Annotated in this window: 15 protein-coding genes; 7 read left to right on the forward strand and 8 right to left on the reverse strand. The window is 69.5% G+C overall.

All coding sequences use genetic code 11. The annotated features are described in order from the left end of the window. Window positions 1-58 precede the first annotated feature (58 nt). Window positions 59-676 carry a MarC family protein gene (locus ABOD76_RS15240; RefSeq protein ID WP_350245281.1) on the forward strand — a complete coding sequence of 206 codons (618 nt, stop codon included), beginning with the start codon at window positions 59-61 and terminating at the stop codon, window positions 674-676. Between the two features lie 4 nt (window positions 677-680). Here ABOD76_RS15240 and ABOD76_RS15245 read toward each other — a convergent pair whose 3' ends face one another. After that, window positions 681-2,582 (reverse strand): SARP family transcriptional regulator, encoded by a 1,902-nt coding sequence (locus tag ABOD76_RS15245; RefSeq protein ID WP_350242815.1) that lies wholly within the window; start codon window positions 2,580-2,582, stop codon window positions 681-683. A 23-nt stretch (window positions 2,583-2,605) separates the two neighbouring features. Between ABOD76_RS15245 and ABOD76_RS15250 the strand changes: the two genes are divergently transcribed. The 3 genes from ABOD76_RS15250 to ABOD76_RS15260 all read left to right on the forward strand — a co-directional run bounded on the left by ABOD76_RS15250 (window position 2,606) and on the right by ABOD76_RS15260 (window position 3,668). After that, entirely contained in the window at window positions 2,606-2,743 is a 138-nt protein-coding gene (locus tag ABOD76_RS15250) for a hypothetical protein (RefSeq protein WP_350242816.1), read from the forward strand. 18 nt (window positions 2,744-2,761) lie between these two features. Beyond that, the gene (locus ABOD76_RS15255) at window positions 2,762-2,887 is read left to right on the forward strand and encodes a hypothetical protein (protein ID WP_350242817.1); all 126 of its coding nucleotides are present in this window, start codon (window positions 2,762-2,764) and stop codon (window positions 2,885-2,887) included. 325 nt (window positions 2,888-3,212) lie between these two features. Beyond that, window positions 3,213-3,668: an HNH endonuclease gene (locus tag ABOD76_RS15260; protein WP_380129686.1), complete on the forward strand. Its 456-nt coding sequence runs from the start codon at window positions 3,213-3,215 to the stop codon at window positions 3,666-3,668. Here ABOD76_RS15260 and ABOD76_RS15265 read toward each other — a convergent pair. The 6 genes from ABOD76_RS15265 to ABOD76_RS15290 form a co-directional block, all read right to left on the reverse strand. Then, complete coding sequence (locus ABOD76_RS15265; protein WP_350242818.1) at window positions 3,665-4,429, reverse strand: alpha/beta fold hydrolase; 765 nt, start codon at window positions 4,427-4,429, stop codon at window positions 3,665-3,667. The genes ABOD76_RS15260 and ABOD76_RS15265 overlap by 4 nt on opposite strands. Further along, complete coding sequence (locus ABOD76_RS15270; protein ID WP_350242819.1) at window positions 4,426-5,175, reverse strand: alpha/beta fold hydrolase; 750 nt, start codon at window positions 5,173-5,175, stop codon at window positions 4,426-4,428. Before ABOD76_RS15270 ends, ABOD76_RS15265 begins: the two co-directional genes overlap by 4 nt. 43 nt (window positions 5,176-5,218) lie before the next feature. Continuing rightward, window positions 5,219-5,827, reverse strand: a complete 609-nt coding sequence (gene pdxT / locus ABOD76_RS15275) for a pyridoxal 5'-phosphate synthase glutaminase subunit PdxT (RefSeq protein WP_350242820.1) — start codon at window positions 5,825-5,827, stop codon at window positions 5,219-5,221. Further along, window positions 5,827-6,744, reverse strand: a complete 918-nt coding sequence (gene pdxS / locus ABOD76_RS15280; RefSeq protein ID WP_350242821.1) for a pyridoxal 5'-phosphate synthase lyase subunit PdxS — start codon at window positions 6,742-6,744, stop codon at window positions 5,827-5,829. Before pdxS ends, pdxT begins: the two co-directional genes overlap by 1 nt. Before the next feature lie 67 nt (window positions 6,745-6,811). Beyond that, window positions 6,812-7,231, reverse strand: a complete 420-nt coding sequence (locus tag ABOD76_RS15285) for a response regulator transcription factor (protein WP_350242822.1) — start codon at window positions 7,229-7,231, stop codon at window positions 6,812-6,814. Between the two features lie 58 nt (window positions 7,232-7,289). After that, window positions 7,290-8,651 (reverse strand): LysM peptidoglycan-binding domain-containing M23 family metallopeptidase, encoded by a 1,362-nt coding sequence (locus tag ABOD76_RS15290; protein ID WP_350242823.1) that lies wholly within the window; start codon window positions 8,649-8,651, stop codon window positions 7,290-7,292. Window positions 8,652-8,853: 202 nt separating this feature from the next. On the opposite strand from ABOD76_RS15290, the gene ABOD76_RS15295 reads away from it, so the two are divergent. Both ABOD76_RS15295 and ABOD76_RS15300 read left to right on the forward strand, forming a co-directional pair. Further along, window positions 8,854-10,794, forward strand: coding sequence for a serine/threonine-protein kinase (locus ABOD76_RS15295; RefSeq protein WP_350242824.1), 1,941 nt, complete (start codon window positions 8,854-8,856; stop codon window positions 10,792-10,794). A gap of 131 nt (window positions 10,795-10,925) precedes the next feature. Continuing rightward, on the forward strand, window positions 10,926-11,198 hold the full coding sequence (locus ABOD76_RS15300; protein WP_350242825.1) for a Sec-independent protein translocase subunit TatA/TatB: 273 nt from the start codon (window positions 10,926-10,928) through the stop codon (window positions 11,196-11,198). Between the two features lie 79 nt (window positions 11,199-11,277). Here the strand turns inward: ABOD76_RS15300 and ABOD76_RS15305 are convergent, their stop codons facing one another. Further along, the gene (locus ABOD76_RS15305; RefSeq protein WP_350242826.1) at window positions 11,278-11,502 is read right to left on the reverse strand and encodes a transcriptional regulator; all 225 of its coding nucleotides are present in this window, start codon (window positions 11,500-11,502) and stop codon (window positions 11,278-11,280) included. A 301-nt stretch (window positions 11,503-11,803) separates the two neighbouring features. On the opposite strand from ABOD76_RS15305, the gene murA reads away from it, so the two are divergent. After that, window positions 11,804-13,087 (forward strand): UDP-N-acetylglucosamine 1-carboxyvinyltransferase, encoded by a 1,284-nt coding sequence (gene murA / locus ABOD76_RS15310; RefSeq protein WP_350245283.1) that lies wholly within the window; start codon window positions 11,804-11,806, stop codon window positions 13,085-13,087. Window positions 13,088-13,089: the final 2 nt, after the last annotated feature.

Below are 13,089 nucleotides of genomic sequence, written 5' to 3' on the forward strand. Positions count from 1 at the left end.
CAGGGGGTGCACGGCGGCATCCGGTACACTCGGTCCTGTGGCGTTGCTGACCGGTCTGATGTTGCAAACCTTTCTGACCATGCTGGTGGTGATGGACCCGGTGGGTCTCGCCCCGATCTTCATCGGTCTGGCCGGGAACCGTCCCACCTTCGAGCGCCGCCGCCTGGCCCTCAAGGCGACGGCGGTGGCCGGCGTCATCATCCTGCTGTTCGCCCTGTTCGGCCGAATGCTGCTGGACCACCTGGGCATCAGTTTGGACGCTTTCCGGGTGGCGGGCGGCATCCTGCTGTTCCTGATCGCGCTGGACATGGTGTTCGCGCGCTCCAGCGGCAGCCGCGAGTCGCCCGACGAGGAGCGGGAGGCCCAGGAGCGGGAAGACATCAGCGTGTTTCCGCTGGCCATTCCGCTGATCGCCGGTCCCGGCACGCTGGCCAGCATCATGATCCTGGCCAGCGACACCCGCGGGTCCGTGCTGCTGCTCGGTGCCGTGCTGCTGGTGACGGCGGTGGTGCTGCTGCTGTGCTACCTGGCGCTGCGGCTCAGCGGCCAGATCGCGCGCCTGATCGGCCTGACCGGGGTGCATGTGGTGACCCGGGTGCTGGGCGTGCTGCTGGGCGCCCTGGCGGTGCAGTACGTGGCGGACGGGGTGCTGGGCTTTCTGAACCTACACACCTGAACCGTTAGTTCAGGAACCGCTGCAGCTCCACCATATAGCGGGCGAGTTCGTGGGGCGGCGCCACCTTGCGGGCCAGTTCCACCCGCAGTTCCAGCACCTCCTGGTCAATCGGGTCCACCCGCAGGTACTGGTTGCACAGCAGCAGGGCACGCTTCAGGTCGCCGCTGCCGTGGGCGCGGTCCAGCCGGCCGCGCAGCTCCAGCGCCAGCCCGGTCTGCAGCTCCTGCCGCAGCCCGTCGGCCCACTCGCTGTCGTCCATGTCCGGCAGGAAGGGGCCGCGGTACAGCGCCAGCGCCCGCGCCACCTCACCTCGCCGCAGGGCGTCCTGCAGCTCCTTGACGTCCAGGTCGATGTGCACACCGCCGCCCAGCCGGTAGCGCGGCTGCCGGGGCGGTCCCTCCATCAGCAGGATGTGCTGCCCGAAGCGCTGGCGCAGCTCCCGGAATACCGAGCGGAAGTAGCTGGCTCCGGTTTCCGGCTCCTTGTCGGGATATAGCGCCGCCTGCAGCTCGGCGCGGGTGCGGTTGGGGTGCAGTGTCAGGTACGCCAGCGTCAGCGCCGAGCCTTCCAGTGTCAGGTGCACCTCCTCGCCATCGCGCATCACCAGCGAGCGCCCCATGGTGAACACCTGCAGGTGCATCAGGGTGTCCTCGTAGATCGGCTGGGTGTTGGTCAGGATCGCCAGCTGGTCCAGCACCGCCTCCATGTAGGGCGCGGTGTCCGGGTCCAGCATCGCGTGGTGCGTCAGCTCGCGCAGCTCCTCCAGGTCGGCCTTGTACTGCAGCCGCTGCCGGTCATGCATCAGGCCGCTCAGCGCCTCTCTCAGCACCCGTCCGGACTGCTCCTCCTGGCCCATGCGACGCAGCGTATCGGCGAGGTGCAGCTGCGCGCGCAGCAGGGCGCGGTTGTCCTTGCCGCGCAGGTCCTCGACCGCCTGGGTCAGGTCCTCCAGCGCCAGCGTGAGGTGCCCGCGCCGCCGCATCAGCACGCCGCGGGTGGCCAGCAGCGCCGGGGGCAGCTCCGGGGTGGGCGAGAGGTCGTGCAGCACCTCCAGCGCCTGATTGTGCTTGCCGAGCGAACTGTACAGCTCGGCCAGCCGCGAGGCAGTCCACAGCCGCGCCTCGTAGTCCTGCAGGTCGCGCACGATGTCGCGCAGTTCCTCCAGCACCAGCCGGTAGTTGCGCTGGTCCGACACCGAGTAGTGGATCTCCGCTTCCAGGCTCAGGATCGAGGCGCGGATATGCACCGCCTCGTCGTAGGTGGTCAGCAGGTGTTTGGCCTCGAAGACCGCCTCGCGGGCCGATGCGTAGTTCTCCATGTTCAGCTCGATGTCAGCCAGTCCCTTGAGCGCCGAGATGCGGGCCGCCGGGTTGGTGTCGGCCGGCAGGATCCGCACCGCCTCCTGATACAGGTGCTTGGCGCGTTTCAGGTCGCCGTTGCTGAGGTGCATCTGCGCCAGCGTCTGGGTCACGCGGCTGGTCAGCACCTCGTCGCCCAGCGACAGGTAGCCGTACCACGCGCGTTCACAGCGGGCCAGGCCGCTGGCCGTGTCGCCCTGCTGGAATTCTGCGGTGCCCCACCAGCGCAGGCAACGCAGATGTAATTCTCCTGTCAGGTTTGGGGCAATATGTTCGAAGTGCGCGATCGCGTCCTCGAACTTCCCCAGGGCCCGCAGCAGGTTGCCGTACTCCACCTGCCCCTCTTGGTCCCCGAGGAGACCGGCGCGCAACAGGGGCGTTTCTGCCCGCACCAGCTGACCGCTGCGCAGAAAGGCCAGCCCCAGCATCCGCCACTCCGAGGCGTCGGCGTGGGGGAGCGGGTCAGACAGTAGCGTGATCACCGTGTTGTACTGCCCAGCCTCTAGTGCCGCTAGAGCTGATTCCTGACGCTGTTTTTGCACCTTCACGGACACTTAACTAGCATAACGGTATGACCGCCAAAAAGATCCTGACCGCGCTGATCGCCCTGACCGTTCTGACCGGAACCGTTGCCAGCGCTGGCGCCACCAAGTCCACCACCACCACCGGAACGGCCAGCACCAACGGCATCCGCGACTTCGGGTTTTAAGCCGTGAAATCGCAGCACGTGACCAGCCCGGCGATGTCCGACAAGCCCAAGATCAAGGCGGAGCAGGCGCTGCCCCGCTCGGAGGGGCGCGACCTGAAGCTCAGCATCCTGGCGGGTCCGCCGCAGAGCTTTGGCGTCCTTTGAACCGTGATGATGAGCAGTGGTGGGAGCGGCGAAAGCCGCTCTCTTTCTGTTGGCGGGAGGCCGGAGCATCTGGCCTCTACAGTAGCGCCCCTAACAGCGCGGCCGGGTGAGGAGCGAGGCCGGGAAGTATAAGCTATTTGACACAACAATTGCGTGACGCGAACACGTTAAAATGCTCTGCGTGACCGGAAGACGAATAGGCGTGAATGCTTCAGGGAGAGGAACGGCTCCCGAGGCCGGAAACGGCGGTGAACAGGCACGCGTGGCGGTCAATCTCAATGCCCCACGCGTGCTTGTTTTGAATGCGTCCTATGAACCGCTGCACGTGACGAGCGCCAAACGCGCCATCACCCTCGTGCAGTACGGGGTGGCCGAAGTGCTGGAGGAGAGCCGCGACGTGGTGCGCTCGCCCAGCACCGTGCTGGCCATCCCCAGCGTGATCCGGCTGCGCCGCTACGTGCGCCGGCCGCGCGCCCATCCGATTCCCTTCAACCGCCGCAACGTGCTGCGCCGCGACGCGTTCGTATGCCAGTACTGCGGCGCCCACGACGAGTTGACCATCGACCACGTGTACCCGCGCTCACGTGGCGGGCGGCACGGCTGGGAAAACGTGGTCACGGCCTGCCGCGGCTGCAATCAGCGCAAGGGCAGCCGTACCCCGGACGAGGCGGGCATGACGCTGCGCCTGCCGCCGCGCGCGCCCAGCTTTGGGTTCTACGCCTACGGCCAGTTCGCCCAGATGCGCGAGGGCTGGAGCAAGTACATCGGCGAGGCCCGTTAGCGAAGCGGCAGCCGGCGGTTCAGAAACTCGACGGTGAGGCGGGCCAGCTCTGCAGGACGGCTGTCCATCAGGGCATGGGTGCCGCCCACCACCTGCCAGCCTTCCGCGTCCGGGAGGTGCTCACACAGGATCTCCAGGGTCCAGGCCCGGATCACCACGTCGCGGCTGCCGTCCAGCACCAGCACCGGGCAGCGCACCTGCGGGATCAGCGGGCCGGTCTGGTGCCGCTCCTGATCCTGCGCGAGGCACCACATCCGGGGGGTGCCGGTACGCAGGTAGGCCAGCGCTGCCGCCAGCCACAGCTGTGGTCGCTCGCGCGGCAGGTCCAGGGCCAGCCGCGCCAGCTGGGCCGCCACGCTGGGGTTTTCCGGAATCCCGGTCGGGGCGTACAGCACGAGTGCCGGCGTCAGGGCCGGAAAGCGGGCCGCCAGGTCAATCGCCACCTCGCCGCCCAGCGAGTGACCCAGCAGCGGGCGGCCGGCCTGGCCGGTGGCGAGCAGCCAGTCGGCCAGATGGTCGGTCAGCTGCTCGATCCGGCAGGGGTGGCCCTGTGAGGCGCCCATGCCGGGGTGATCGTAGACCCAGACCGTCAGGTGCTCCTGCAGGGCGCGGGCCAGCCGGCGGTACATCCAGCAGGCGCAGCCGAGCCCCGGCACGATGACCACGCCGGGGCGTCCGGGTGGGCCGGGATACACCCGGGCGTGCGTCAGCAGCCCGTTGATGCGCCGGACGTGCGAGTAGGAGGCGGGCAGCCGGCTCACGAGGCGGCGGCCTGCGGGTCCAGAAAGTCCAGCACCGCCCGGTTGAAGGTGGCGGGTCGGTCCACCATCACCACGTGGCCGGCGCCCGGCACGCTCAGGAACTCGGCGCCAGGGATGCCCTGGGCCAGCGCCCGGCCCAGCGGGAGCGGCACCAGCACGTCGCGCTCGCCCCAGATCACCAGGGTCGGCAGGTGCAGCGTGGGCAGCAGGTCCGCCACGTCGTCGCGCAGCAGGTCGCGGCTGCTACGGATCAGGTTCGGCAGGCCGGCACGCAGGCTGTCGGCCAGAATCACCGGCAGGAACCCGGGGCGGCCCGTCACGACCGCGCCCGGCAACCGCAGGGCCATGCGCCACCAGCGCTGATGCAGCAGGCCGCTGGCACACGCCAGCACCAGCCGCGACAGCCGGGCCTGCTCCAGTTCGGCCAGCCGCAGCGCGATGTGCCCGCCCATGCTGTGCCCGATCACCGCGACCTGCTGCATGTCCTGCGCCTGCAACCAGTCCCCGATCAGGCGGGCCGCTTCGCGCACCCCCAGTGAGCGCTGCCCCCAGCCGCGCCCGTACCCGACCAGCTCGACCACATATACGGTGTGGCGGGCCTCCAGCGCGGGCAGGTTGTAGCGCCACCAGTGCCGCGAGCCGCTCAGGCCGTGAATCAGCAGCAGGGGAGGGCCGCTGCCGCTGCGGCGCACATACAGCCGCCGCCCGCTGGACCGGTAGACCAGGGGCGGCGGCGAGACGGGCATCAGCGGTCAGGCTAGCAGAGCCGGGCCGGGGCGGGCCACAACCTCAGGAATTGGTAACGGCCACCGGCAGCAGCTCCAGAAACAGCCGATGGATGCGCGGGTCCGGGGTCAGCTCCGGGTGAAAGCTGGCGGCCAGCAACCGGCCCTGGCGGGCCAGCACCACCTGCTCGTCCTGACGGGCCAGCACCTCCACCTCCGGACCCACCCGCTCAATGACGGGCGCCCGGATGAACATGGCCGGCACCGGCTGCTCCAGGCCCTGCACCTGCAGCTCGGTCTGGAACGACTCGCGCTGGCGCCCGAAGGCGTTGCGCTGCACCGTGATGTCCATCAGCTCCAGGCCCGGCTGCTCCCCGAACTGCGGCGGCGCGCCGTGCACCTCGCGGGCCAGCAGGATCGCTCCGGCGCAGGTGCCAAACAAGGCCGCGCCGCGCCGGTACAGCGCGCGCACCGGCTCCCACAACCCGTAATCGGTCATCAGGCGGCCGATGGTGGTGGACTCGCCGCCGGGAATCACCAGCCCCTGCAGGCCCGCGAGGTCGGCGGGGAGCCGCACCTCGCGCACCTCGGCCCCCAGCTGTTCCAGCCGCCGGCGGTGTTCGCGGAAGGCGCCCTGCAGGGCCAGCACGCCCACCACAGGTGCGTCCGCCATCACCAGCCCCGGGTGGCCAGCCGCTGCTGGATCTCCAGCGTGTCGAGGTTGATGCCTACCATCGCCTCGCCCAGGTCGGTGCTGACCTCGGCCAGCACGTCCGGGTTGTTGTAGTGCGTCACGGCCTTCACGATGGCGCGGGCGCGCTTCTCGATCTGCTTCAGGTCGCCGGCGCCGCTCTTGAAGATGCCGCTGCCCACGAACACGCCGTCCAACCCCAGCTGCATCATCAGCGCCGCGTCGGCGGGGGTGGCCACGCCGCCGGCCGCGAAGTTCACCACCGGCAGCGTGCCGTGCTCGTGCACGTAGCGCACCAGTTCATACGGCGCCTGCAGGTCGCGGGCCACCGTCATCAGCTCCTCCACCGGGCGGGCCTGGATGCTGCGGATCTCGCCCAGGATGGTGCGGGCATGGCGCACCGCCTCCACCACGTTGCCGGTGCCGGCCTCGCCCTTGGTGCGGATCATGCTGGCGCCCTCGCCCACGCGGCGCAGCGCCTCGCCCAGGTTCTTGGCCCCACACACGAAGGGAATGCGGAAGCTGTGCTTGTCGATGTGGAAGCTCTCGTCGGCGGGCGTCAGCACCTCCGACTCGTCAATGAAATCCACGCCCAGCGACTGCAGGATCTGCGCCTCCACGAAGTGCCCGATGCGCACCTTGGCCATCACCGGAATGCTGACGGCCCCGATGATGCCGCGGATCATCTGCGGGTCGCTCATGCGCGCCACGCCGCCGTCCTTGCGGATGTCGGCCGGCACGCGCTCCAGCGCCATCACGGCGGTGGCGCCGGCGGCCTCGGCGATGCGGGCCTGATCCGGCGTGACGACGTCCATGATGACGCCGCCCTTGAACATCTCGGCAAAGCCGGTCTTGATCTGCAGCGTGGCGGTCTGGTGCGGCTGGGAATCCTGGGTCATGGCCGCAGCATAGCTGCAACTGGCCCAATCGGGCAGGCCAGTTTAGCCAGGGGCATGGGGCCAGTTCTTAGCTCTCCTCGTCCAGCACCCGCCAGATCATCTCGATCAGCTGCGCCGGGCGGAACGGCTTGTTGAGGTAGGCCGCACCCAGCGACAGGCCCTGCTCCTCGTAGCTCAGGCCGCTCATGCCCGACAGGAACACGATCGGCGGGCAGCCGCTCAGCCGCTTGAGTTCTCGGGCGGTCCGGAAGCCGTCCCAGGGCGTCATCAGCACGTCCAGCACGATCAGGTCGTAGCGCTGGGCGCGGGCCAGCGCCAGCGCCGCCTCACCGCTCTGGGCGGTCATCACCTCGAAGCCGTGGCTGCTCAGGCTCAGGTCCAGCAGCTCCAGGATCTGCCGCTCGTCGTCCACCAGCAGCAACCGCCTCACGTGCCGCTCCGGGCCGTTCTCGGAGAACGGAGCGGGCTGAGGCGGCGGCAGGACCATGCGGTCACTGTAGCCTGCCCGGCCGCGAGACCGGCCCACAGATGTGGTGGCGGCGGCTTCAGGGCAGCAGCGCCAGCGGATCCACGGCCTGACCCGACAGGCGCACCTCGAAGTGCAGGTGTGGCCCGGTGCAGATGCCGGTGCAGCCCACGTAGCCGAGCAGCTGACCGCGCTCAACCTGCTGGCCCACCGCGACGGCGGTGCGGCTCATGTGTCCGTAGATGACCAGCGCCGGGCTGCTGTCGGTGTAGACGTTCAGGCCGTAATCGCCGTACCCGCTGCGGGTGACGGTCCCGGCCGTGGCGGCGTAAATGGGGGTGCCGTACGGAGCGGCCAGGTCCACGCCCCCGTGGAAGTACTCCTTGTGAAACTCGATGTCGGCCTCGCCATAGCGGCTGGTGATGCGGTAACTGCGCAGCGGCCAGGCCAGACCCGGCCCGCCAGCTGCCGACGCCGCGCGCACCGTGCTGCTGCTAGACGGGCGCTGCGCCAGCGCCTGCTGCCGCGCCTGACGCTGAGCGGCCTCGTACTGGGCCTGCTGTTCGTACCGGCGGACCAGCGCCTGCCGGGCCGGGCTGTGCAGGTACGCCTGGTAGCGGTCGTACTGCTGCTGCAGGGCGTACTGCCGCTGCAGCCGCTCACGCTTCTGCTGGCGGAGCTGAGCCTGATAGCGGTCGTACTGCGCCTGAATCCGGGCCAGCCGCGCCTGCTCGGCCGCCTCGGCGCGGCGGGCCAGCAGCTGCTCATGGAACCCGGTGGCCAGCACGCCCGGCAGCAGCAGGTAATCGCCGACCTTCAGTTCGTTCGGCAGGCTGATGCCGTTGGCCACCGCCACCCGAGCCGGGTCGGCGTGGTAGGCCTGCACCAGCTGCTCAACCGTCTGGCCCGGCTTGATCGGCAGCAGCAGGCCCGGCTCCCTGGGAATGTAGACCGTCTGGCCGACCGTCAGGCGGTCCAGGCTGGTCAGGGTCAGGTTCGCGCTCAGCAGCGCCGTGACGCTCAGCCGGTGCCGCGCCGCAAGGCCCGCCAGCGTGTCGCCCGGCTGGGCCACGTAGGCGTCCACGCTGGTCGGGCGGCGGCCCTCGGCCGGTTCCAGCGTCAGGTCCAGCACGGCGCCGGTCGGGAGTGGACGGTCCGGGCTGGTCTGCGGGGCCAGTGCGCTGAGCGGCAGCCGGTAGCTGTGGGCGATCTGCCGGGCCGTGTCGCCGGGCCGCGCGATAACGCTCAGGTGGCCGCTGGTGACCGGCTGGACGCTGCGTTCCAGCGTCAGTTCACGGGTGAGCGTCAGGTCCGGCAGGTAGCGCGCCAGCGGCAGGGCAGGGCCCGCCATCACGCTGGCCGACGACAGCAGCAGCACACTCAGGCCGGTCATCCGGCGGGGTCCTGTGGCCAGGGCCAGCAGGCGTGAGAGGTTCGACACAAGTTCTCCTGTCCGAGCAGACGTCAGCCCATGAAGGCCCGCTCAAGATCATCAACAGCTGAGATTGTAAACGACGCGCCCTTCAGAGCCAAATGAAGGGTCAACGTGCGCCGCGCCACATCATGCTCCAGGCCCATGAGGACGGTATAAATCACACTTCATTTGCTGACCTGTTCGGGTGGGACGCTACACTCAGCAGCAGATGGAGACCGCCTCACTGCCGCTGGATACTGCTCCGCTGGGTGGGCGCTACACCCTGCTGGCCCGCATCGGAGAGGGGGGCAGCGCCGAGGTGTACCGGGTTCACGACACCCTGCTGGACCGCGACGTGGCGCTCAAGATTGCCCACGGTCACATGCCGCAGGCGGACCGGCAGCGGTTCCTGCGCGAGATCCGCACGCTGGCCCGGCTGTCGCACCCGGGCGTGGTGGCGGTGTACGACATCGGGGAGCAGAACGGTCGGGTCTACTTCACCATGCCGCTGCTGTCCGGTGGCCCGATCAGCCTGCTGGGGCCGCTGGAGGACGACCCGGCGAGCCTGGGCCACTTCCTGACGGCTGCCTCGTTCGCGGCGCGGGCGCTGCATCATGTCCATGCCGCCGGGCTGGTGCACCGTGACCTGACTCCCGGCAACATCCTGCTGGACGCTCACGGCCTGCCGCGCATCATGGATTTCGGGCTGGTGGCCCTGAGCGAGTACTCGCGTCACCTGACCCGCAGCGGCGTGACGCTGGGCACGCCTCAGTACATGGCCCCCGAGCAGGCCCGGGGCGTGGGGGTCGGTCCCTGGAGCGATCTGTATGCGCTGGGTGCGGTGCTGTACCGGGCTGCCTGCGGCTCGCCGCCGTTTGTGGGCGACAGCGATCAGAGCATCCTGTTCCAGCACGTGTACGAGGAGCCCACCGACCCGCGCGAGCTGAACCCCGCCATCCCGGACGCGCTGGCCACCGTCTTGCTGGGCCTGCTCGCCAAGCGCCGCGAGGACCGCCCGGCCACGGGCGAGGCCCTGGCCGCGCAGATCGCGCTGGCCCGCCGCGACATCTGGGCGCGGCAGGCGTCGGGTCAGTACCGGGGCGGCCGCACCCGCAGCGGCGAACACCCGGACGGTCCGCTGAATCCGGCGGCCCTGCAGCTGGCCTGGGCACTGCCGCTGTCCGGCGAGATCACCTGGCCGTCGGCGGTGGTGGGGCAGGGGCCGCTGGTGGCGGTGGGCACCCGCAAGGGAGAACTGCACCTGGTGGGGGCGAGCGGCGAGACGCGCGAGCAGCTGCCGGCCGGGGACGAGGTGACGGCGCCGGCCACCTTCGGGGCAGGGTCGGTGCTGTACGGGTCCTGGGACGGGCACTTGAGGCGGGCCAGCCTGTCCGCGCCGTCCAGCACGGTGCTGTGGTCCCACAAGACCCGCGCCGAGATCACCGGCGCCCCCACCGTGTGGGGCGACCGGATCCTGGTCAGCTCCCGCGACGGTCATCTGCACGCCGTCAGCCTGAAGAGTGGCGAACTGGTGTGGGCCTACCGGGCCAGCGGGCCGGTGGCGGTCAGCCCGCTGGTGTGGGCCGGCACCGCCATCGTGGCGGACGAGGAAGGCTGGGTCCACGCGGTGGACGCCGTAACCGGCACGCTGCTCTGGAAGGTGCAGCTGCAGACGGTACACGCCACCCCCGCGCTGGCACCGCTGGGCCGCGACGCGGATGGCCGGGAGGAGGCCGCCCTGTTGCTGGCCACCTGGCCCGGCGAGGTGCATGCCCTGCACCTGTACCGCCAGGGCCGCGCTCAGCTGAACAGCCAGGAACCGCTGCTGTGGACCTACGACCTGGAAGATGAGATCTGGGCGGCGCCGGCCATCTGCGGCCAGAACGTGGTCGTGGCCGGCTGGGGCGGGCAGGTGCGGGCGCTGACCGTGCGGGGCGGCGACGACGTGTGGATGCACCGTCTGGACGGACGGGTCACCGCGAGCCCGGTGGTGTCGGGCGGCCATGTGTATGTGGCGTCGGAGTCGGGCGAACTGCTGGCGCTGGCCGGGGACAGCGGCGAGGTGCGCTGGCGGCAGCGCGAGGCGGTGGGGGTGCAGGCCACCCCGCTGGCCGCTGGAGGCGCGCTGTACGTGGCCTTCATGGACGGCACGCTGCGCGCGTACCGCTGAGCAGGGGTGGGGCGGTGGCGGGCGCGTCTGCCCAGAATCTTCAGCATCTCTGCTACGTTCTTTACATCTGACGGCGATACAGTAAGGCATTCGGGAGGGTCCGGCCGGGCCTCTCCACAAGGAGCTGACGTATGCCGAATCTGGGATTTCCGGAAATCATGATCATTCTGGTGGTGGCGCTGCTGATCTTCGGGCCGAAGAAGCTGCCGGAGCTGGGCAAGAGCCTGGGGAACGGCATCCGCGAGTTCCGCAAGGGCACCCAGGGCCTCAAGGACGAGCTGGAAGGCAGCGTCCGCGAGACGCCTGTGGCCCCGGCCCGGACCGCCGATCAGCCGCAGACGCTGCTGATCAAGCCGGCGGAGCCGGTCCAGGGCGCGGCAGAGGAGCCCAGCCGCCTCGGCTGAGCCGCAACACAACACAAAAGTGGGGCGCCCTCATTCCGGGGGCGCCCCACTGCTGTTGCCTGCGCGGCCAGGCTGTGGCTCAGCCGTCGTCGCGCAGGTCCTCGTCTTCCAGCATCGCGCGGTATTCGTCGAGTTGCTCGCCCTCGCCCATCTCGCGCGCAATTTTCTCGATGGCCAGCCGCACGACCTCGCTCTTGGAGATCAGCCGTTCGGGACTGGACAGTTCATAGGCGGTTCTGGTCAACAGCGCGTCCTGCTCGTCGCTGATCACCACCTGTAACCGCTTGCGTTCCTTCTTGGGCATGCTTGACCTCTGGACCCTGAACTTCCTGCGCTGAAGTACCGCTGCACGTGGCCTGGAACCACGGCACGGTTCCGGTGGTGCCACGGCAAGGATTCCTCATCAGCCTATCACGCCTGATGAGTGCCCTCAACATGCTACTGCGGCCATGTACGTAAAGGTAGACACTCCCTAGACGCACGTGAGTACGGTGTGTAAGATGCGAGAGGAAAAAACGCGTTGACGCTGCTTTCCACTATCATCGGACCCGATGCCCCCGGTTCAGATCCTCGCAGGTTCTGACCGTCTCGAAAGGAACGTCATGCTGCAACTCACCCCTCTGCACATCACCGGAGGCCGCCCCCTGCACGGGGAGATCGCGGTTCAACCGAGCAAGAACGCCGCCCTCCCCATCATCGTGGCGAGCCTGCTGAGCCCCGAACCGGTGACGCTGCACGGCATTCCCCGGCTGTCCGACATCTTCACCATCCTGGAGATCGTCGGGCACCTGGGCACGCGCCACGCCTGGGTGGGTCCCAACAGCGTCACGCTGCACACTCCCGAGCTGGTCAGCACCGAGACGCCCTACGCCCTGGTCAGCAAGATGCGCGCCAGCTTTATCGTGATGGGCGCGCTGCTGTCGCGCGCCGGTGAGGCCACCGTCAGCATGCCCGGCGGCTGCGCCTTTGGGGTGCGTCCGGTGGACCAGCACGTCAAGGCGTTCCGCAGCTACGGCGTGGAGCTGAGCGAGGAGGGCGGCAACTTCGAGGCGCGCCGCCGCGGTCCGCTGCGCGGCACCTACGTCTTCGAGATGCTGACGGTGGGCGCCACCCAGAACGCCATCCTGGCCGCGGTGCTGGGCGAGGGTCAGGTGACGCTGGAGAACGCCAGCATCGACACCGACGTGGTGGACATGGTGAACTTCCTGAACAGCCTGGGCGCGGACATCCAGGGGGCCGGCACCAACACCATCCAGGTGACGGGCGTGCCGCGCCTGCGCGGCGGCGAGTACCGGGTGATTCCGGACCGCATTGAGGCCGGCACCTTCATGATCGCGGCGGCGGCCACCCGTAGCCGCCTGACCCTGACCGGCGTGCGCCCCGACCATCTGCGCGCGCTGAGCGCCAAGCTGCTGGAGATGGGCGTGGCGGTGCTGGAAGGCCGCGACAGCCTGATCGTGGACGCGAGCGCGGGCCGCCTGCAGCCGACCAACATCACCACCGTGGAGTACCCCGGCTTTCCCACCGACATCCAGCCGCAGATGAGCGCGCTGCTGGCCACTGTGCCCGGCACCAGCGTGGTGATGGACAAGGTGTACGCCGACCGGCTGACCCACGTGGTGGAGCTGAACCGCATGGGCGCGCACATCGTGGTGAGCGAGCACACCCAGGTGATTCAGGGCGGCGCCCTGCACGGCGCGCCGGTCAAGGCCGCCGACATCCGGGCCGGTGCCGCGCTGGTGGTGGCCGCGCTGGCCGCCGAGGGCGAGACCGTCATCGAGGGCATGCAGTACGTGAACCGGGGCTACGAGCGCCTGGCCGAGCGGCTGCGCAGCATCGGGGCCCAGGCGTACCAGCCGGAGCCGGTGCTGGCCGCCGCGATGGACTGAAT

The organism is Deinococcus sonorensis KR-87 (assembly GCF_040256395.1).
Lineage (GTDB): Bacteria > Deinococcota > Deinococci > Deinococcales > Deinococcaceae > Deinococcus > Deinococcus sonorensis.

Coding starts and splice junctions, on each gene's coding strand:
- ABOD76_RS15240 (WP_350245281.1), top strand. CDS start 59: ATGTTGCAAACCTTTCTGACCATGCTGGTGGTGATGGACCCGGTGGGT.
- ABOD76_RS15250 (WP_350242816.1), top strand. CDS start 2,606: ATGACCGCCAAAAAGATCCTGACCGCGCTGATCGCCCTGACCGTTCTG.
- ABOD76_RS15270 (WP_350242819.1), bottom strand. CDS start 5,175: ATGCCCGTCTCGCCGCCGCCCCTGGTCTACCGGTCCAGCGGGCGGCGG.
- pdxT (WP_350242820.1), bottom strand. CDS start 5,827: ATGGCGGACGCACCTGTGGTGGGCGTGCTGGCCCTGCAGGGCGCCTTC.
- pdxS (WP_350242821.1), bottom strand. CDS start 6,744: ATGACCCAGGATTCCCAGCCGCACCAGACCGCCACGCTGCAGATCAAG.
- ABOD76_RS15285 (WP_350242822.1), bottom strand. CDS start 7,231: ATGGTCCTGCCGCCGCCTCAGCCCGCTCCGTTCTCCGAGAACGGCCCG.
- ABOD76_RS15295 (WP_350242824.1), top strand. CDS start 8,854: ATGGAGACCGCCTCACTGCCGCTGGATACTGCTCCGCTGGGTGGGCGC.
- ABOD76_RS15300 (WP_350242825.1), top strand. CDS start 10,926: ATGCCGAATCTGGGATTTCCGGAAATCATGATCATTCTGGTGGTGGCG.
- ABOD76_RS15305 (WP_350242826.1), bottom strand. CDS start 11,502: ATGCCCAAGAAGGAACGCAAGCGGTTACAGGTGGTGATCAGCGACGAG.